The 17,034-nt window shown below is 63.5% G+C and carries 25 protein-coding genes; all 25 read right to left on the bottom strand.

Annotation, left to right across the window (positions count from 1 at the left end):
• Positions 1-5: 5 nt before the first annotated feature.
• Positions 6-836: a type I methionyl aminopeptidase gene (gene map / locus ASC63_RS07720; protein WP_055811550.1), complete on the bottom strand. Its 831-nt coding sequence runs from the start codon at positions 834-836 to the stop codon at positions 6-8.
• Positions 837-843: 7 nt separating this feature from the next.
• Complete coding sequence (locus ASC63_RS07715) at positions 844-1,431, bottom strand: adenylate kinase (protein WP_055811547.1); 588 nt, start codon at positions 1,429-1,431, stop codon at positions 844-846.
• 23 nt (positions 1,432-1,454) lie between these two features.
• Complete coding sequence (gene secY, locus ASC63_RS07710; RefSeq protein ID WP_055811543.1) at positions 1,455-2,777, bottom strand: preprotein translocase subunit SecY; 1,323 nt, start codon at positions 2,775-2,777, stop codon at positions 1,455-1,457.
• 116 nt (positions 2,778-2,893) lie between these two features.
• Positions 2,894-3,688, bottom strand: coding sequence for a 50S ribosomal protein L15 (gene rplO, locus ASC63_RS16645; RefSeq protein WP_082487383.1), 795 nt, complete (start codon positions 3,686-3,688; stop codon positions 2,894-2,896).
• Positions 3,688-3,873 (bottom strand): 50S ribosomal protein L30, encoded by a 186-nt coding sequence (rpmD, locus tag ASC63_RS07700; RefSeq protein ID WP_022883265.1) that lies wholly within the window; start codon positions 3,871-3,873, stop codon positions 3,688-3,690. The genes rplO and rpmD overlap by 1 nt, the downstream gene beginning before the upstream one ends.
• Positions 3,873-4,598, bottom strand: a complete 726-nt coding sequence (gene rpsE / locus ASC63_RS07695; protein WP_082487381.1) for a 30S ribosomal protein S5 — start codon at positions 4,596-4,598, stop codon at positions 3,873-3,875. Before rpsE ends, rpmD begins: the two co-directional genes overlap by 1 nt.
• Positions 4,595-4,966 carry a 50S ribosomal protein L18 gene (gene rplR / locus ASC63_RS07690; protein WP_055811540.1) on the bottom strand — a complete coding sequence of 124 codons (372 nt, stop codon included), beginning with the start codon at positions 4,964-4,966 and terminating at the stop codon, positions 4,595-4,597. The genes rpsE and rplR overlap by 4 nt, the downstream gene beginning before the upstream one ends.
• Positions 4,967-4,968: 2 nt before the next feature.
• Complete coding sequence (gene rplF, locus ASC63_RS07685) at positions 4,969-5,505, bottom strand: 50S ribosomal protein L6 (protein WP_055811538.1); 537 nt, start codon at positions 5,503-5,505, stop codon at positions 4,969-4,971.
• Positions 5,506-5,512: 7 nt separating this feature from the next.
• Positions 5,513-5,911, bottom strand: a complete 399-nt coding sequence (rpsH, locus tag ASC63_RS07680; RefSeq protein ID WP_055811535.1) for a 30S ribosomal protein S8 — start codon at positions 5,909-5,911, stop codon at positions 5,513-5,515.
• 85 nt (positions 5,912-5,996) lie between these two features.
• Positions 5,997-6,593: a 50S ribosomal protein L5 gene (rplE, locus tag ASC63_RS07675; RefSeq protein ID WP_055811526.1), complete on the bottom strand. Its 597-nt coding sequence runs from the start codon at positions 6,591-6,593 to the stop codon at positions 5,997-5,999.
• Complete coding sequence (rplX, locus tag ASC63_RS07670; protein ID WP_055811524.1) at positions 6,593-6,955, bottom strand: 50S ribosomal protein L24; 363 nt, start codon at positions 6,953-6,955, stop codon at positions 6,593-6,595. Before rplX ends, rplE begins: the two co-directional genes overlap by 1 nt.
• A 2-nt stretch (positions 6,956-6,957) precedes the next feature.
• Positions 6,958-7,326 (bottom strand): 50S ribosomal protein L14, encoded by a 369-nt coding sequence (gene rplN / locus ASC63_RS07665; protein WP_055811521.1) that lies wholly within the window; start codon positions 7,324-7,326, stop codon positions 6,958-6,960.
• A gap of 33 nt (positions 7,327-7,359) precedes the next feature.
• Complete coding sequence (rpsQ, locus tag ASC63_RS07660; RefSeq protein WP_055811517.1) at positions 7,360-7,665, bottom strand: 30S ribosomal protein S17; 306 nt, start codon at positions 7,663-7,665, stop codon at positions 7,360-7,362.
• Positions 7,666-7,667: 2 nt separating this feature from the next.
• Positions 7,668-8,018, bottom strand: a complete 351-nt coding sequence (gene rpmC, locus ASC63_RS07655; RefSeq protein ID WP_055811514.1) for a 50S ribosomal protein L29 — start codon at positions 8,016-8,018, stop codon at positions 7,668-7,670.
• A complete protein-coding gene (rplP, locus tag ASC63_RS07650; RefSeq protein WP_055811511.1) occupies positions 8,018-8,437 on the bottom strand; it encodes a 50S ribosomal protein L16 in 420 nt (139 codons plus the stop codon). Before rplP ends, rpmC begins: the two co-directional genes overlap by 1 nt.
• A 2-nt stretch (positions 8,438-8,439) precedes the next feature.
• Entirely contained in the window at positions 8,440-9,237 is a 798-nt protein-coding gene (rpsC, locus tag ASC63_RS07645) for a 30S ribosomal protein S3 (protein WP_055811508.1), read from the bottom strand.
• Positions 9,237-9,602, bottom strand: a complete 366-nt coding sequence (rplV, locus tag ASC63_RS07640; RefSeq protein ID WP_055811505.1) for a 50S ribosomal protein L22 — start codon at positions 9,600-9,602, stop codon at positions 9,237-9,239. The genes rpsC and rplV overlap by 1 nt, the downstream gene beginning before the upstream one ends.
• Before the next feature lie 24 nt (positions 9,603-9,626).
• The gene (gene rpsS / locus ASC63_RS07635; protein ID WP_055811502.1) at positions 9,627-9,908 is read right to left on the bottom strand and encodes a 30S ribosomal protein S19; all 282 of its coding nucleotides are present in this window, start codon (positions 9,906-9,908) and stop codon (positions 9,627-9,629) included.
• A 9-nt stretch (positions 9,909-9,917) separates the two neighbouring features.
• Positions 9,918-10,757: a 50S ribosomal protein L2 gene (gene rplB / locus ASC63_RS07630; protein WP_055811499.1), complete on the bottom strand. Its 840-nt coding sequence runs from the start codon at positions 10,755-10,757 to the stop codon at positions 9,918-9,920.
• Between the two features lie 25 nt (positions 10,758-10,782).
• The gene (gene rplW, locus ASC63_RS07625) at positions 10,783-11,082 is read right to left on the bottom strand and encodes a 50S ribosomal protein L23 (RefSeq protein ID WP_055811497.1); all 300 of its coding nucleotides are present in this window, start codon (positions 11,080-11,082) and stop codon (positions 10,783-10,785) included.
• Positions 11,079-11,765 (bottom strand): 50S ribosomal protein L4, encoded by a 687-nt coding sequence (gene rplD, locus ASC63_RS07620; RefSeq protein WP_055811494.1) that lies wholly within the window; start codon positions 11,763-11,765, stop codon positions 11,079-11,081. The genes rplW and rplD overlap by 4 nt, the downstream gene beginning before the upstream one ends.
• 3 nt (positions 11,766-11,768) lie before the next feature.
• Entirely contained in the window at positions 11,769-12,428 is a 660-nt protein-coding gene (gene rplC, locus ASC63_RS07615) for a 50S ribosomal protein L3 (protein ID WP_055811491.1), read from the bottom strand.
• Between the two features lie 24 nt (positions 12,429-12,452).
• Complete coding sequence (gene rpsJ, locus ASC63_RS07610; protein ID WP_005050520.1) at positions 12,453-12,761, bottom strand: 30S ribosomal protein S10; 309 nt, start codon at positions 12,759-12,761, stop codon at positions 12,453-12,455.
• A 623-nt stretch (positions 12,762-13,384) separates the two neighbouring features.
• Positions 13,385-13,567, bottom strand: a complete 183-nt coding sequence (locus ASC63_RS07605) for an antitoxin (RefSeq protein WP_055811488.1) — start codon at positions 13,565-13,567, stop codon at positions 13,385-13,387.
• A gap of 102 nt (positions 13,568-13,669) precedes the next feature.
• Positions 13,670-16,798, bottom strand: a complete 3,129-nt coding sequence (locus ASC63_RS07600; protein ID WP_162242885.1) for a DUF7927 domain-containing protein — start codon at positions 16,796-16,798, stop codon at positions 13,670-13,672.
• Between the last annotated feature and the right edge of the window lie 236 nt (positions 16,799-17,034).

The following is a 17,034-nucleotide window of genomic DNA, read 5'->3' as shown; positions in this document are numbered from 1 at the left end:
CCCGGCTACGCGATGGGAACGGGCGTGATGCCGAATTGCGCCAGGCCCGACGCTCCACCGTCGGCGGCGGTCAGCACCCAGATGCCGTCCTTGTGCACGGCAACGCTGTGCTCCCAGTGCGCCGCGGATTCGCCGTCGGTTGTCGCGACCGTCCAGCCGTCGTCGCGCACATAGGTGTCGGGGTCGCCGAGCACAACCATCGGCTCGATCGCCACGACGAGGCCCGGCTTCACCTCGGGGCCCTTGGCGCGCACCCGGTAGTTGAAGACGGGCGGGTCCTCGTGCATGCTGCGGCCGATGCCGTGGCCGATGTAGTCGGTCAGGATGCCGTAGTCACCTTGCGAGCGAATGTAGTCCTCCACTGCCTCGCCGACCTCATTGAGGTGGGATGCGCGGGAGAGTCGGGCGATGCCGTGCCACAGCGACTGCTCGGTGATATCCGACAGCCGCAGACGCTCAGCCACGACGTCGGGGCGCGATTCGTCGGCGATCACGAAGCTGCGCGCCGCGTCGCCGTTCCAGCCGCCCAGAATCGCACCGCTGTCGATCGAGACGATGTCGCCGGGCGCAACAATGCGGTCACCGGGAATCCCATGAACCACGTCATCATTGACCGAGGCACACACGGTGTGGTGGTAGCCGTGCTCGAGTTTGAAATTCGGCGCGCCACCGTAGCCGAGAATCGCCGCCTCGGCCATCGCATCCAACTCGAGAGTCGTCACACCCGGCCGGATGCCCGCGGCGACAGCATCGAGGGACGCCGCGGTGGCCAGCCCGGGCTGCACCATGAGGCGCAACTGCGCAGGCGACTTGTAGATGGATCGGCGCAAATTCATGAAAGTCTTACGCGCCGGATGCGACGTCGCCGATGCCGCGCTCAGCGAGCGCCTTCGTGATGCGATCCGCAACCTCATCGATCTCACCAAGGCCGTCGACCTGCACAAGCAGGCCCCGCTCTTTGAACACATCGATCAGAGGTGCTGTCTCACGGATATAGACCTGCTGACGATGACGGATGGCATCCTCGGTGTCGTCGGCACGCCCCTGTTCCTTGGCGCGCCCGGTGAGGCGTTTGACGATCTCGTCCTGCTCGGCGACGAGCTGAATCACGACATCGATCTGCTGGCCTTTGCCCGCGAGCAGCGCGTCGAGGTACTCGACCTGCTCGGGCGTGCGCGGGTAGCCGTCGAGCAGAAAACCGTCCGCCGCGTCATCCTCTTCCAAACGGGAGACGACGAGGGCGTTGGTCAGCGAGTCGGGCACGTAGTCCCCGGCATCGACAATGGCCTTCACCTGAACACCGAGCTCGGTCTCTTCCCGAATGTTCGTACGGAAGATGTCGCCGGTGGAAATCTCGGGAATGCCGAAGCGCGTTGCCAGCCGTGCCGCCTGCGTGCCCTTGCCCGCACCGGGCGGACCGACGATGAGCATCCGGCAGCCGCGTGCGGCCCGGCTCACTTGAGCAGCCCTTCGTAGTGCCGTTGCTGCAGCTGAGAGTCGATCTGTTTCACCGTCTCAAGGCCGACACCGACGACGATCAGAATCGAGGCGCCACCGAACGGGAAGTTCTGGTTGGCCCCGATCAGCACGAATGCGATCAAAGGAATCAGCGAGATCAGGCCGAGATAGATGGAGCCGGGCAACGTGACACGCGTCAGCACGTAATCGAGGTATTCGGCCGTCGGACGACCTGCCCGGATACCCGGGATGAAGCCGCCGTACTTCTTCATGTTGTCGGCCACTTCCTCCGGGTTGAAGGTGATGGCGACGTAGAAGTAGGTGAATCCGATGATGAGCAGGAAGTACAGCAGCATGTACAGCGGGTGATCGCCCTTGGTGAGGGTGTCGTTGATCCACGTCACCCAGGGTGCGGGTGCTTTGCCCGCCGGGGGCTGGTTGAACTGTGCGATCAGGGCGGGAAGGTACAGCAGGGAGGAGGCGAAGATGATCGGGATCACGCCCGCCATGTTGACCTTGATCGGAATGTAGGTGTTGTTGCCGCCGTACGTTCGGCGACCCACCATCCGTTTGGCATATTGCACAGGAATGCGCCGCTGCGACTGCTCGACGAACACCACGGCCGTGGTGATGACAAGCCCGATGGCCAGCACCAGGATCAGCACCTCGGGGCCCTGCGACTGGCCGATGGCGCCGAGCGAGGAGGGGAACTGGGCCGCGATAGAGGTGAAGATGATGATGGACATGCCGTTGCCGATGCCGCGCTCGGTGACGAGCTCACCCATCCACATGATGAGGCCGGTGCCCGCCGTCATGGCCATGACCATGAGCGTGATGGCGTACCAGGAGTTGTCCGTGATCAGCGAGGAGCAGGCTTCGGAGCCGCTGTTGCCGAAGAGCGCGCCGCTGCGGGCCACCGTGATCAGCGTGGTCGACTGCAGGATGCCGAGTGCGATCGTGAGGTAGCGCGTGTACTGCGTCAGCGTTGACTGGCCGGCCTGGCCCTCTTTGTAGAGGGTTTCGAAGTGAGGGATGACCACGCGCAGCAACTGCACGATGATCGACGCCGTGATGTACGGCATGATGCCGAGCGCGAAGATCGACAGCTTCAGCAGCGCACCGCCGCTGAACAGGTTGACCAGCTGGTAGAGGCCGGCCGTGTCCTGGCTGCTCGCCAGACAGGTCTGCACATTGGCGAAGTCCACGAACGGCGTCGGAATGACGCAGCCGAGGCGGTAGATGGCAATGACGCCCAGAGTGAAGGCGATCTTCCGGCGAAGGTCGGGAGTGCGGAAGATCCGCACAACGGCGCTAAACAAAGGGCGTCCTGCTTTCCTGTAAGGAGTCAGCCGGGTGACCGAACGAAGCGGTCACCCGACTGCACTACTTTACGGTGTTAAACCGGATGTCTGAATCCGGTCTCACTCCGCGGGGCTCAGTTGACAGAGCCACCAGCGGCGACGATCTTCTGCTCGGCGGAGCCGGAGACCTTGTCGACCGCAACGTTCAGCTTAACCGCAATGTCGCCATTGCCGAGAACCTTGACCTTCTCGTTCTTGCGCACGGCACCCTTGGAGACGAGGTCACCGATGGTGACGTCGCCGCCCTTCGGGTACAACTCGGCAAGCTTCTCGAGGTTGACAACCTGGTACTCGACGCGGAACGGGTTCTTGAACCCGCGCAGCTTCGGCGTACGCATGTGCAGCGGCAGCTGGCCACCCTGGAAGCCCGGGCGCACCGAATAGCGTGCCTTGGTTCCCTTGGTACCGCGACCGGCCGTCTTACCCTTGGATGCCTCACCGCGACCAACGCGAGTGCGGTCCTTCTTGGAGCCGGCTGCGGGTCGCAGGTGGTGCACCTTGAGCACGTGCTCGCGGGGCTCCGTCGGCTCTGCAGGCTTCTTCTTGGCGGCAGCAGGCTTCGTGGCCGTGGTCGCCTTGTCGGCGGATGCCGCAGCAGCCGTCTTCGAAGCGGCAGCCTTCGCAGGCGCCTTCTTCTCGGCGGCAGGCTTATCAGCAGTCTTCGAAGCAGCAGCCTTCGCAGGCGCCTTCTTCTCAGCGGCAGGCTTCTCAGCAGCCGTCTTCGAAGCGGCAGCCTTCGCAGGCGCCTTCTTCTCGGCAGCAGGCTTCGAGGCAGCGGCCTTCGCAGGCGCCTTCTTCTCGGCGGCGGGCTTGTCGGCAACCTTCTTGGCCGGAGCCTTCGTGGTCGCTTCCTTCTTTTCGTCAGCCATTAGTCAATCTCCTCGACCTTCACCAGGTGCGCGACGGTGTTGACGTATCCGCGGTTCTGCGAGTTGTCCTCTCGGACCACCACATCGCCGATGCGCTTGAGACCCAGGCTACGCAGCGTGTCCCGCTGGTTCTGCTTCTCGCTAATTTTGGACTTGATCTGGGTTACCTTCAGGCGCGCGGCCATCATGCACCTGCCTTTGCTGCTTGGTCTGAGCCCTGTCGAAGGGCTGCGGCGGCCTCAGCGGCGCGAGCCTCGGAACGAAGCAGGCGAGCCGGGGCCACCTGGTCGTAGTCGAGACCGCGACGTGCCGCAACGGCGCGCGGCTCTTCGAGCTGCTGCAGTGCCGCAACCGTCGCGTGAACGATGTTGATCGTGTTCGACGAACCGAGCGACTTGCTGAGCACGTCGTGGATGCCCGCGCACTCGAGAACGGCGCGCACCGGACCACCGGCGATAACACCGGTACCGGCGGCAGCCGGACGCAGCAGCACAACGCCTGCAGCGGCCTCGCCCTGCACGGGGTGCGGGATGGTCTTGTCGACGCGAGGAACGCGGAAGAAGTTCTTCTTCGCCTCCTCGACACCCTTCGAGATGGCCAGCGGCACCTCACGGGCCTTGCCGTAACCGACACCGACGAGACCGTTGCCGTCGCCGACGACGACGAGAGCGGTGAAGCTGAAGCGACGACCACCCTTCACCACCTTCGACACGCGGTTGATGGTCACGACGCGCTCCAGGAACTGGCTCTTGTCGGAGTCACGGCTGCCACGATCGCGGTTGGGGTTGCGCTCACGACCGCCACGGCGAGCCTCACGAGGCTCGGTCTGGGGGGCTTCCGTCGATGCGGCAGTCTCCACAGGGGCCTGAGTTTCGGCCACGTCTTGCTCCTTATTCGTTTCGGTGCTCACAGGTTCAATCCACCCTCTCGAGCTCCCTCGGCGACAGCAGCGACGCGTCCTGCGTACTTGCTCCCACCACGGTCAAATACGACGTCCGCGACGCCGGCCGACTTCGCACGCTCGGCGATGAGCTCGCCGACCTTGTGCGCCTTGGCCGTCTTGTCGCCATCGAAGCTGCGCAGATCCGTCTCGAGGGTCGAGGCAGACGCGAGGGTGAAACCCTTGCTGTCGTCGACGACCTGAACGAAGACGTGACGCGCGGAGCGGGTAACGACCAGGCGTGGACGCAGCTCCGTGCCGACGACCTTCTTGCGAAGGCGCGTGTGACGGCGACCGCGTGCAGCGGACTTGCTCTTTCCTCTGGTTCCAAGAGCCATGATTACTTACCAGCCTTTCCGGCCTTGCGACGGACAACCTCGCCGGCGTATCGCACACCCTTGCCCTTATAGGGCTCCGGCTTGCGGATCTTGCGGATGTTGGCGGCAGCCTCACCGACGGCCTGCTTGTCGATTCCGCTGACCGTGACCTTGTTGTTGCCCTCGATAACGAAACTGATGCCTGCGGGCGGCTGGACGGTGACCGGGTGAGAGAAGCCGAGGGCGAACTCGAGCGAGTTGCCCTTCTGTGCGACGCGGTAACCAGTACCGACGATCTCGAGGCCCTTGCTGTAGCCCTCTGTGACGCCGATGATCTGGTTGTTGATGAGCGTGCGGGTCAGACCGTGCAGCGAACGCGATTCACGCTCGTCGTCGGGACGGGTTACGAGAACCTGCCCCTCCTCGATCTTGACCTCGATGGGGCTTGCGACGGTGAGCGACAGCTCGCCCTTCGGGCCCTTGACGGTGACGGCACGGCCGTCGATCTTCACATCGACACCCGCGGGGATCGAAATGGGCAGTCTTCCAATACGTGACATGAGTGAATTACCACACGTAGGCGAGGACTTCCCCACCCACGCCCTTCTTCTCAGCCTGGCGGTCGGTCAGGAGCCCCGAGGAGGTGGACAGGATTGCAACGCCGAGGCCACCGAGAACCGTGGGGATCTCCGTCGACTTCGCGTAGACGCGCAGACCGGGCTTGGAGACCCGCTTGATGCCGGCGATGGAGCGCTCACGGTTCGGGCCGAACTTGAGGCTGAGCGTGAGCGTCTTGCCGACGCGGGCATCCGAGATCTCCCAGCCGGAGATGTAACCCTCGGCCTTCAGGATGTCGGCGATGTGTGACTTGAGCTTGGAATGCGGCATCGACACGGTGTCGTGGAACGCCGAGTTCGCGTTGCGCAGTCTGGTCAGCATGTCTGCGACCGGATCTGTCATCGTCATGAAGTGTGTTTCCTTTGTTCACCAGGTTTCGACGCCCCTTTACAAGAAGGCCGACCTGTGGTGGTTGCGGGCAGATGCCCTGTTGTTAGTTGGCTTCTGTCTCAGCGCTGCGGAACGGGAAGCCCAACGCCTTGAGCAGCGCCCGACCTTCGTCATCCGTCTTCGCCGTGGTGACGACCGTGATGTCGAAGCCGCGAACGCGGTCGATCTTGTCCTGGTCGATCTCGTGGAACACGCTCTGCTCCGTGAGACCGAAGGTGTAGTTGCCGTTGCCGTCGAACTGCTTGTCGCTCAGGCCACGGAAGTCCCGGATGCGCGGAAGCGCAAGCGAGAGCAGGCGGTCGAGGAACTCCCACGCGCGGTCGCCACGAAGCGTCACGTGGGCGCCGATCGGCTGACCCTCACGCAGTTTGAACTGCGCGATGGACTTGCGGGCCTTCGTGACCTGCGGCTTCTGACCGGTGATCTTGGTGAGATCGGCAACGGCACCATCGATGACCTTGCCATCGCGGGCAGCCTCGCCGACACCGGTGTTGACGACCACCTTGACCAGACCGGGAACCTGGTGCACGTTCGTGAAGGAGAAGTCCTTCTGCAGCTGCGGAAGAATCTCGCTGCGGTACTTCTGCTTGAGGCGCGGCTGGATCTTGCCAGCCGGCGCAGCAGTTGTGGTGTCGGTCATTACAGGTCCTTACCTGACTTCTTGGCGTAGCGAACGCGGACCGTCTTGGAGACGCCGTCCTTCGTTACCTGCTCGGTGCGGAAGCCGACGCGGGTCGGCTTCTTGGTCTCGGGGTCGATCAGCGCGACGTTGGAGACGTGGATCGGGGCCTCGGTGGTCTCGATGCCGCCGGTCTTCGATCCACGCTGGGTCTGGCCGACCTTGACGTGCTTCGTGACGAAGTTGACGCCCTCGACGATGACCCGGTTCTTCGCGACCAACACGTCGATGACTCGACCCTGCTTGCCCTTGTCGCCGCCACGGGCCTGGCTGGCACCCGTGATGACCTGAACCAGGTCGCCCTTCTTGATGTTCTGCGACATGACTAGATAACCTCCGGTGCCAGCGAGATGATCTTCATGAACTTCTTGTCGCGAAGTTCGCGACCGACCGGTCCGAAGATGCGGGTGCCGCGAGGGTCACCGTCGCTCTTCAAGATCACTGCGGCGTTCTCATCGAACTTGATGTACGAGCCGTCTGAACGACGGGTCTGCTTGATCGTGCGCACAATGACCGCCTTGACGATGTCACCCTTCTTGACGTTGCCGCCGGGGATCGCATCCTTGACCGTGGCGACAATGACGTCGCCCAGGCCTGCGTAACGACGGCCGGAGCCACCGAGCACGCGGATCGTCAGGAGTACCTTGGCGCCGGTGTTATCGGCAACCTTGACTCGTGATTCCTGCTGAAGCATTGTTTCTTCCTCCTACGAAGCAAGCCGCGAGGCTTACTTGGCCTTCTCGAGAATTTCGACGAGGCGCCAACGCTTCGTTGCACTCAACGGACGGGTCTCGCTGATGACGACCAGGTCGCCGACACCGGCGGTGTTGCCCTCATCGTGAACCTTGCGCTTCTCGGTGCGGCGAATGACTTTGCCATACAGCGGGTGCTTCACGCGGTCTTCGACCTCGACGGTGATGGTCTTGTCCATCTTGTCGCTGACGACGTAGCCGCGCTGCGTCTTGCGGTAACCGCGTGCGAGCTCAGCCGTCTCGGCGACCTCGGCCGTCGCGGCCTTCTTGGTCTCAGCCATGACTAGGCCTCCTTCGTTTCTGCCTCGGCGGCGTCGGCAGGGGGTGCCTCGGCAACGTCGGCCTTCTTAGCGGATGTCTTCGCGCTGCTCTTCTTCGCGGCCTTCGCCGGTGCGGCTGCAACAGGCGCCGGGGTGGCCCGGATGCCCAGCTCGCGCTCACGGATCACCGTGTAGATGCGGGCGATGTCGCGCTTGACAGCGCGCAGGCGTCCGTGGCTCTCAAGCTGGCCGGTTGCCGACTGGAAGCGCAGGTTGAACAGCTCTTCCTTGGCAGACTTCAATTTTTCGACGAGCTGGTCGCCGTCGAACGTGTCGAGTTCGTCGGGTGCGAGCTCCTTGGATCCGATCGCCATTATGCGTCGCCCTCCTCGCGCTTGATGATGCGTGCCTTGAGGGGCAGCTTGTGAATGGCACGGGTGAGCGCTTCACGAGCGACGGTGTCGGAGACACCGCTCAGCTCGAACAGCACGCGACCCGGCTTGACGTTGGCGACCCACCACTCGGGCGAGCCCTTGCCGCTACCCATGCGGGTTTCGGCCGGCTTCTTCGTGATCGGGCGGTCAGGGTAGATGTTGATCCACACCTTTCCACCACGCTTGATGTGACGGGTCATCGCGATACGAGCGGACTCGATCTGACGGTTGGTCACATAGGCCGGGGTGAGTGCCTGAATGCCGTACTCACCGAAGCTCACGACGGTGCCACCTGTGGCCTGGCCACTGCGGCCGGGGTGATGCTGCTTGCGGTGCTTGACTCTGCGTGGAATCAACATGGTTATGCCTCAACTCCTGCTGCAACGGGCGCGGCGGCGGTTTCGGTCTTCGGCGCAGAACCGGTGGAACCGGCTCCGCGGCGAGGACGGTCGCCATCGCGGCTGTCGCGACGCTCGGGGCGCGACGACTTGGCGTTGGCCTGTTCGCGCGCGAGTTCCTTGTTGGTGATGTCGCCCTTGTAGATCCAGACCTTCACGCCGATGCGGCCGAAGGTGGTCTTGGCTTCGTAGAAGCCGTAGTCGATGTTCGCGCGAAGGGTGTGCAGCGGCACGCGACCCTCGCGGTAGAACTCACTGCGGCTCATCTCGGCGCCGCCGAGGCGACCGGAGACCTGGATGCGAACACCCTTGGCGCCGGCACGCTGGGCACCCTGCAGACCCTTGCGCATTGCGCGGCGGAAAGCCACGCGAGCGCTGAGCTGCTCGGCGATCCCCTGAGCAACGAGCTGGGCATCAGCCTCGGGGTTCTTGACCTCGAGGATGTTGAGCTGAATCTGCTTCTTCGTGAGCTTTTCGAGATCGGAGCGAATGCGCTCGGCCTCTGCGCCACGACGACCGATCACGATGCCCGGGCGGGCGGTGTGAATGTCGACGCGAACGCGGTCGCGGGTGCGCTCGATCTCGATGCGCGAGACGCCGGCGCGATCGAGCGAGGTCAGCAGCAGCTGGCGGATGCGAACATCCTCTGCCACGTAGTCGCTGTAACGCTGACCGGGCTTGGTCGAGTCGGAGAACCAGCGCGACACGTGGTCGGTGGTGATTCCCAGACGGAAACCGTACGGATTGACCTTCTGGCCCATTACTTCGTCCCCTCGTCAGGAGTTGCCAGCACAACGGTGATGTGGCTCGTGCGCTTCAGAATCTGGAATGCACGGCCCTGAGCGCGGGGCTGGAAGCGCTTGAGGGTCGTGCCCTCATCAACGAATGCGCTGCTCACATAAAGATCCTGTTCGTCCAGGAAGCTGTTGTCGGCATCCGCCTTGACTCGCGCGTTGGCGATCGCGGATGCGACCAGCTTGTAGACCGGCTCGCTCGCACCCTGCGGTGCGAACTTCAGGATGGCCAGGGCCTCCTGTGCCTGCTTGCCGCGGATCATGTTGACGACGCGGCGGGCCTTCATGGGGGTGACGCGGATGTGACGCACGCGTGCGATCGACTCCACCATTTCTCTCCTCCTTACGCCACCGCGTTAGCGGCGACGACCCTTCTTGTCGTCCTTCACGTGTCCACGGAAGGTGCGGGTCGGCGCGAACTCACCGAGCTTGTGCCCAACCATGGTTTCGGTGACGAACACCGGAATGTGCTTGCGACCGTCGTGCACCGCGATGGTGTGTCCCAGCATGGCGGGGATGATCATCGAGCGGCGTGACCAGGTCTTGATTACGTTCTTGCTCTTGGCTTCGTTCGCCGTGACAACCTTGCGAAGCAGGTGGTCATCAACGAAGGGGCCCTTCTTGAGACTGCGTGGCATCGTCTACTCCTACTTACGCTTCTTGCCGACGGTACGGCGACGAACGATGAGCTTGTCGCTTTCCTTGTTGATGTGGCGGGTGCGGCCTTCCTTCTGGCCCCACGGGCTGACCGGGTGGCGACCACCGGAGGTCTTGCCCTCACCACCACCGTGCGGGTGGTCGACAGGGTTCATGACGACACCACGAACGGTCGGGCGGATGCCCTTCCAGCGGTTACGACCGGCCTTGCCCCAGTTGATGTTCGACTGCTCGGCGTTGCCGACCTCGCCGATCGTGGCGCGGCAGCGAACATCCACGTTGCGGATCTCACCGGACGGCAGACGAAGCTGCGCGTACGGGCCGTCCTTGGCGACGAGACGAACCGAGGCACCGGCGGAGCGGGCCATCTTGGCACCGCCGCCCGGCTTCAGCTCGATCGCGTGGATGACGGTACCGGTCGGGATGTTCTTCAGGGGAAGGTTGTTACCCGGCTTGATGTCGGCGCTCGCGCCCGACTCGACGATGTCGCCCTGCTTCAGCTTGTCTGGCGCGATGATGTATCGCTTGGTGCCGTCGACGAAGTGCAGCAGCGCGATGCGCGCCGTGCGGTTGGGGTCGTACTCGATGTGAGCAACCTTGGCGTTCACGCCGTCTTTGTCATTGCGACGAAAGTCGATGACGCGGTACTGGCGCTTGTGGCCACCACCGATGTGACGGGTGGTGATGCGACCCTGGTTGTTGCGACCACCGGTCTTCGACAACGGACGAAGCAGCGACTTCTCCGGGGTCGAACGGGTGATCTCTGCGAAGTCCGCAACAGATGAACCGCGACGACCCGGGGTCGTGGGCTTGTACTTACGAATAGCCATTTCTTATTCCTCTAGTCCGTGCCGCTTAGCCGACGGCCGTGAAGATGTCGATGGAACCGGACTTCAGCGTGACGATGGCACGCTTGGTGTCCTTGCGCTTGCCCAGACCGAACTTGGTGCGACGAGTCTTGCCCTGACGGTTCAGGGTGTTGATCGATGCAACCTCGACCTTGAAGATCTTCTCGATGGCGAGCTTGATCTCGGTCTTGTTCGACCGCGGGTCGACGATGAACGTGTACTTGCCCTCGTCGATCAGGCCGTAGCTCTTCTCAGAGACAACGGGTGCGATGATGACGTCGCGCGGGTCCTTGTTGATCGAGCTCATGCGCTGACCTCCTCGGTGGTTGAGTCGCTCGCGGTCGCCTTGACCGACTTGCCCTTGGCGGGGCCTGCCACGAAGGCGTCGAATGCGCCCTTGGTGAAGACGATGTCGTCGGAGACGAGAACGTCGTAGGCGTTGAGCTGATCCGCGGGCAGCACGTGAACGGTCGGGATGTTCCGCACGCTCTTCAGGCTGACCTCATCGCTGCGCTCGAGCACGATCAGAACGTGCTTCGAGGAGGCGATGCCGGCAAGCAGCTCGATCGCCGCGCTGGTCGACGGGGTGTCGCCCTGCGAGAGCGCCTCGACAACGTGCAGACGTCCACCGCGGGCCCGGTCGGAGAGCGCACCGCGCAGTGCGGCGGCGATCATCTTCTTGGGGGTGCGCTGGTCGTAGCTGCGCGGGGTCGGCCCGTGCACGATGCCACCACCGGTCATCTGGGGAGCACGGATCGAGCCCTGACGAGCGCGACCGGTTCCCTTCTGCTTGAACGGCTTGCGGCCTGCGCCGGAAACCTCTCCGCGGCTCTTCACCTTGTGCGTGCCCTGGCGCGCCGCGGCGAGCTGGGCGACAACCACCTGGTGAATCAGCGGGATGTTGGTCTGAACGTCGAACAGGTCGGCGGGCAGCTCCACGGAGCCAGCCTTCTTACCCTTCGCGTCGACGACGTCGAGAGTGGCAGCCATGAGCTAGGCCCCCTTCACTGCGTTGCGAACGAATACGATGCGGCCGCGAGCGCCGGGAACGGCACCCTTGACCAGCAGCAGGCCCTTTTCAGCGTCGATCGCCTGCACGGTGAGGTTGAGCACTGTCACGCGCTCTCCACCCATGCGACCCGCCATGCGCATGCCCTTGAAGACACGGCTGGGGGTTGACGATGCGCCGATGGAACCCGGCTTGCGGTGGTTACGGTGCGAACCGTGCGACGAGGAAACACCCTTGAAGTTGTGGCGCTTCATGACACCGGCAAAGCCCTTGCCCTTGGAGGTGCCGACGACGTCGACACGCTGGCCGGCCTCGAAGGTGCTCTCCGCGGAAAGTTCCTGGCCCGGGGTGTAATCCGCGGCATCCGCGGTACGCAGCTCGGTGAGGTGGCGGCGAGGCGTGACGCCGGCCTTGTCGAAGTGACCGGTCGAAGGCTTGTTGGCCTTGCGCGGGTCGATCTGCCCGTAAGCGATCTGCACGGCGTTGTAGCCGTCGACCTCGGGCGTGCGAATCTGCGTGACGACGTTGGTCGAAACCTCGATGACGGTGACGGGGATGAGCTTGTGGTTCTCGTCCCAGACCTGCGTCATTCCGAGCTTCGTGCCGAGCAGACCCTTGACGGTCTTGGTCTCAGTAGTAGACATGGTTACTCAGTGTCCCTATCCGGCTCAGAGCTTGATCTCGATGTTGACGTCCGCCGGCAGGTCGAGACGCATGAGCGAGTCGACGGCCTTGGGCGTCGGGTCAATGATGTCGATCAGCCGCTTGTGGGTGCGCATTTCGAAGTGCTCCCGGCTGTCCTTGTACTTGTGAGGCGAACGGATGACACACACCACGTTCTTCTCGGTCGGAAGCGGCACCGGGCCGACAACGGTCGCACCCGCGCGGGTGACCGTGTCGACGATCTTGCGGGCCGAGGTGTCGATGACCTCGTGGTCATACGACTTAAGCCGAATGCGGATCTTCTGTCCCGCCATGTCGAACTCACTCTCTGTTTCTGGCGTCTTACGACCTGATGGTCGCATTGGACGCGGTTGCGTACGAAAACGCTGGGTACTCCTGGTGACGCACCACTGTTCTTCTATCAATTCCCGCCGTTCAGGCCCCCCGATCTTGCGATCTGAGTACCGTTCCGCCGGACCGACCCCCGCGCTCGGGCGTGTCGCCCTGCGCAGGACATAGAAAACCCATGTCCGTAAGTGTCGATTAAGCTTTTATCCCACCGCGACCTGAGGCTGCGGGGAATTCACCTGTTCTGCTGCCTGCGGCCTAACCCGGACTCGCTGTGCGAGTGGCTATGCACTGCCTGGCAGTGATTCGAAGCTGGCGCGCGAGCACGCCGATCCGAAATGTTGAACTAGACGAGTTTGCCACAATTCCACGGCACGTGCAACCCGGGCGTGTCGCGCCCCCTCGCGTGCGAGATCGTGACCCCGGCACGCATCGGGCGACCGGCTCCGGATGTCCCGGCCGGTGCCCCGAGAGACAGCGGGCGGGCGCATAGGTACGCGGGGGCTGAGCCGGTGCGCGGGAGGCGGAAGCTCCCCACGCGGCGGCTCAACCCCCGCGCAGTGCGAATCGAAGGATTCGCGTCAGAGTTCTATTCGTTGCCGATGTGCTCGTCTGCAGCGTCGCGGGCGCCATCGATCTGGTCGCCGAACTTACCGCCGGTCACCTTGTCGGCTGCATTCGATGCAGAGTCGAGCAGGTTATCGCTGATCTCCTCGGCCTTGTCGCTGTGCAACAGTCCCTTGGCCTGATTCGCGAGGTCGTCGAATCCCATGTGCTTCTCCTTTGTCTGAACCCCCGTGTCAGACGAGACGGTGATTCTTATTCTGCAACGCAAAAAGGCCCCCGTAAAGGGGGCCTGTTTGCGCGCCTCGTGCTACTCGACCTGACCGTCGTCGCGACGGCGGCGAATCCACAACGTCATCAGGATGCCGACGACGAGCAGCATCCCACCGAGAATCATCGGCCCGCTGTCATCTGACCCCGTCTTGGCGAGGCTGCTGACAGAGCTGACCTGGCCGGCCGGCGTGAACGTCGGCGGTGTCGCGTTGCAGTCCGGTGACGCCGGAGGGTAGCTCAGCATCGACGCCGTCGTGGGGTTGATGCGCACTTCGACGACTGCCGCTCCCCGCAGGTTGTAGAACGGCGCTGACGGATCGATCACCCACTGACCGCTGGCGAGCTGACGCCATCCGGGCCATGCCGTGGGATTTCCGTTGGCGTCGACCGCCGCACCGGGCCACAGCTGGGTGCCCGAGATCGTCTGACCGTTCGTCCAACCGGCTGGTACAGGCACGTAGTTGACCTGCTGGGCCCCATTAGCGAGCAATGCCGCCTTGTCCGACGCCCTGATGCTCGGATCGCGGTGCGCGTATCCATCGGTGGTCCACCAGACGACCGCCACGGTCGGCGCCGTCTTGAGGTTGTACGGAGTGATGCTGTACTGGAACACCGGAGCATCCGCCAGACAGAGCGCCTGTGCCGTGATGGCGACCGACGAGACCTTGGTGGAATCGGTGGAGCAGTTGTCGCTGCCGTCGGCATCGCGCTCAGCGCTGCTCACACACGCGGTGTTCACGATGTCGGGGAAGGGAACATTCGTTCCCGACCTGCTGAGTGTTCCCACGAGCGCCGTGTAGGTAATGGTGGCCGTGGCGCCCGCCGCGAAAGAGCCCGCGTAACTCGCCGTGAGAGTTCCACTGGCAACCGTCACGGTCCATCCGGTAGCCGAGACGACAGTTCCGGGAACGACGGTGAGCCCGGCGGGAAGCGGGTCGGACACGGTGACGCCCGTCGCCGGTGCGTCCCCCTTGTTCGTCACGGCCAGAATGTAGTCGAGCGTGCTGCCCTCATCGGAGTCGACCGCACCACCGGCTATCGCGCCATGCGTCTTCACGATGGCCAGGTTGACCTTCGGGGTACGCGGCGTGGTGTCGGTCGAGCAGTTGTCACTGCCGTCGGCGTCGTGCTCGTTACTGCTCACGCACGCCGTGTTCTCGATGCTGGGCGACGCCGCGGAGGCTCCGACCAATGCCGAGTACTGGATTGAGGCGGTTGCCGCCGCCGCGAAGGAGCCGGCAAAGTACGCCGTCAGGGTTCCATTGGCTTCGGTCACCGTCCACCCGCTCGGTGCCGTGACCGAACCTTTTACGAGGCTGAGGCCGGTCGGCAGGGGGTCGGACACGGTGACGCCTGTGGCCGCACCGTCGCCGTTGTTGGTGATGAGCAGACTGTAGTCGATGCTGTCTCCAGCATCGACCCCGGAGATCGCGGCGTGTGTCTTCACGATGCGGAGATTGACCTTTGGCACGCGGTGCACGGTGTCGCAGCGAGGTTGCATCGAGTCATCGGGCAGCCCGTTCGAATAGCTGGGGCAGGAACCGCCGAGGCTCGGGGTGACCACGTTGTTCAAGCTCACTCCCGAGGCATCCTGATTCACGGTCACGGTGTAACTGATGGATGTCGGCGGTGCGCCAGGCTTGAGGGTTCCTATAGCCCAGACCAGCTTCTTGCCCGTCGCATCGAGCGCCAGTCCATGAGGAAGCGGCGTCTTCAGTGTCGCGTTGTCGAGCACATCGGCGAGATTGTCGGTCGCCGTCGCCCCACCGACCGTGCCGGCCGAGTCGTTGCTTGCCGTCAGGGTGTACGTGACGTCCTGGCCCGGCTGCACGAGCGAGCCCGTGGCGGGGTCGGATGACTTGGTCAGATTCCAGTGCGGCGTCGGGTTGTCCGTCGTGCAGCTGCCGACGCAGGTGCCGCCCGGCGGAACGGTGAGCACGTTACGAATATGCACGTTGTAGGCGTTCGGATTCACCTGCACTGTGTAGCTGAGTTCGATCGGATCTGTGAAGTCCGTAATTGTCCACTTCAGGAGGCTGCCCGTGAACGATGCAAAGCCGCTCGTGGGTGATAACACGCCGCCGGTATAGTGCGCGTTGGAGAAGACATTGCTCAGGTCGTCAGTCACGACGAGCTGGGCAGGAGTGCTCCCACCGGTGTGCTTGAGCTTGAGCGTGTACGTAATGAAGTCGCCCGGCTGAACGGTGGTACCGGATACAGGATCGCTGGTCTTGGAGACCGACCATGTTGCAGGGCTGTACTGGTTGGTGACCGTGCAGGTGATGTCTTGCCCAGGAGCAAGCAGAAGCGAGAAGCCCGCGCTGCCGACGTTCGTGGCCGCAACCCCATTGCCGCATACCGCGTTGCTGCCGTTACTCGGCAAGAGAACGTAACCGTCCTTCTGCGTCGTCTCCGTCAGGGTCACCACATGCGCAGGACCAGCAGGAACCGGAACAGAGAAGGTCACAGTGCCTGACGAATCCGTCGCCTTGGATGCCGGGCCGTAGGGAAACAAATCCCCCGAAGCGCTGAAGTTCCATCCAGCAATATCGGATGGCTGACTTACGCCGTCGGCGTCAACAACGTTCTTGATGATTGTGACGGTACCGGTGCCGCCTTGATAACCGCCACCACCGTACGAGGGCGACGAAAGAGTCTTGAGGCTCTTGCCCGGCGCCTTCGGCGGGGTGCTGCTCGAGCCATTCGATGCCGACGGCGTGACTGGCGAGGCCGTTGGCTTGGTCGTCGGCAGAGGAGTGCTCGGCGTGATGGACGGCGCGGCGCTGGACGCAACGGGAGGAGCCGCGGGCGCAACTGGCGCCGTCGTCGGAACGGGAGCCTTTGCCGGAGTTGAAGTCGGGGGCTCTGGAGCCGTCGACGGTTCGGCCTGCGTGCCGCCTGACACAGTCGCGGGCGATTCGACCGATGCGGTCGATGCCGGTGGATCGCTCGTGGCGGGATCTGAGGCCCCAGCCGCTGCAGCCGGCGTGGTTACCTCACCCGTCGCATCCGCGGCGTTGGCCGGTGCGGCGAAACCGGTGAGGGCGAGGCCAACGAGCAGCGACGGGGCAAGAATTCTGACGACCCAGGCCTGACGCCGAGTGAAGTACGTGCTGTGTGGAATGCGTGCTCGCCCGCGGGCGAGACTCCTGGTGATGATGGACATGAATGTGCTGTAAAGACTTCGCATGTTGGTCGGGACTCCTTGGCAGGCGCGACGTCATGCCTCTTCGGGTTAGTGAGGCTTCCTCAGTTTAGCCACACTTTGTCGCCCGTGTCTCATGCTAATGAGAATTTCTCATTCTATGTGCATTGCCTCCGAGCCGCGAGGGACACGCCACATGAGTAGTCACATCCGCTCCTCTGGGGTTAAACGACGGAAGGGCCGGGATAACCCGACCC

Origin of the sequence: Leifsonia sp. Root112D2 (assembly GCF_001424905.1) — a bacterium.
In the GTDB taxonomy this organism is placed as follows: domain Bacteria; phylum Actinomycetota; class Actinomycetes; order Actinomycetales; family Microbacteriaceae; genus Root112D2.
This window is presented reverse-complemented; position numbering and strand designations above follow the sequence as displayed.

Excerpts from the sequence above, each read along its gene's own strand:
- map (WP_055811550.1), bottom strand. The coding sequence starts at position 836 with ATGAATTTGCGCCGATCCATCTACAAGTCGCCTGCGCAGTTGCGCCTC.
- rpsQ (WP_055811517.1), bottom strand. The coding sequence starts at position 7,665 with ATGGCTGAGACCAAGAAGGCCGCGACGGCCGAGGTCGCCGAGACGGCT.
- rplO (WP_082487383.1), bottom strand. The coding sequence starts at position 3,688 with ATGGCTGACGAAAAGAAGGAAGCGACCACGAAGGCTCCGGCCAAGAAG.
- rpsS (WP_055811502.1), bottom strand. The coding sequence starts at position 9,908 with ATGCCACGCAGTCTCAAGAAGGGCCCCTTCGTTGATGACCACCTGCTT.
- rpmD (WP_022883265.1), bottom strand. The coding sequence starts at position 3,873 with ATGGCCGCGCGCCTGAAGGTAACCCAGATCAAGTCCAAAATTAGCGAG.
- rplR (WP_055811540.1), bottom strand. The coding sequence starts at position 4,966 with ATGGCTCTTGGAACCAGAGGAAAGAGCAAGTCCGCTGCACGCGGTCGC.
- rpsH (WP_055811535.1), bottom strand. The coding sequence starts at position 5,911 with ATGACGATGACAGATCCGGTCGCAGACATGCTGACCAGACTGCGCAAC.
- rplE (WP_055811526.1), bottom strand. The coding sequence starts at position 6,593 with ATGACCGACACCACAACTGCTGCGCCGGCTGGCAAGATCCAGCCGCGC.
- rplB (WP_055811499.1), bottom strand. The coding sequence starts at position 10,757 with ATGGCTATTCGTAAGTACAAGCCCACGACCCCGGGTCGTCGCGGTTCA.
- rplP (WP_055811511.1), bottom strand. The coding sequence starts at position 8,437 with ATGTTGATTCCACGCAGAGTCAAGCACCGCAAGCAGCATCACCCCGGC.
- ASC63_RS07605 (WP_055811488.1), bottom strand. The coding sequence starts at position 13,567 with ATGGGATTCGACGACCTCGCGAATCAGGCCAAGGGACTGTTGCACAGC.
- rplN (WP_055811521.1), bottom strand. The coding sequence starts at position 7,326 with ATGCTTCAGCAGGAATCACGAGTCAAGGTTGCCGATAACACCGGCGCC.
- rplW (WP_055811497.1), bottom strand. The coding sequence starts at position 11,082 with ATGAGCTCGATCAACAAGGACCCGCGCGACGTCATCATCGCACCCGTT.
- rpsJ (WP_005050520.1), bottom strand. The coding sequence starts at position 12,761 with ATGGCGGGACAGAAGATCCGCATTCGGCTTAAGTCGTATGACCACGAG.
- rplX (WP_055811524.1), bottom strand. The coding sequence starts at position 6,955 with ATGTCGCAGAACATCAAGAAGGGCGACCTGGTTCAGGTCATCACGGGT.
- rpmC (WP_055811514.1), bottom strand. The coding sequence starts at position 8,018 with ATGGCGATCGGATCCAAGGAGCTCGCACCCGACGAACTCGACACGTTC.
- rpsC (WP_055811508.1), bottom strand. The coding sequence starts at position 9,237 with ATGGGCCAGAAGGTCAATCCGTACGGTTTCCGTCTGGGAATCACCACC.
- rplF (WP_055811538.1), bottom strand. The coding sequence starts at position 5,505 with ATGTCACGTATTGGAAGACTGCCCATTTCGATCCCCGCGGGTGTCGAT.
- ASC63_RS07600 (WP_162242885.1), bottom strand. The coding sequence starts at position 16,798 with ATGTCCATCATCACCAGGAGTCTCGCCCGCGGGCGAGCACGCATTCCA.
- rplC (WP_055811491.1), bottom strand. The coding sequence starts at position 12,428 with ATGTCTACTACTGAGACCAAGACCGTCAAGGGTCTGCTCGGCACGAAG.
- rplV (WP_055811505.1), bottom strand. The coding sequence starts at position 9,602 with ATGGTGGAGTCGATCGCACGCGTGCGTCACATCCGCGTCACCCCCATG.
- rplD (WP_055811494.1), bottom strand. The coding sequence starts at position 11,765 with ATGGCTGCCACTCTCGACGTCGTCGACGCGAAGGGTAAGAAGGCTGGC.
- ASC63_RS07715 (WP_055811547.1), bottom strand. The coding sequence starts at position 1,431 with ATGCTCATCGTCGGTCCGCCCGGTGCGGGCAAGGGCACGCAGGCGGCA.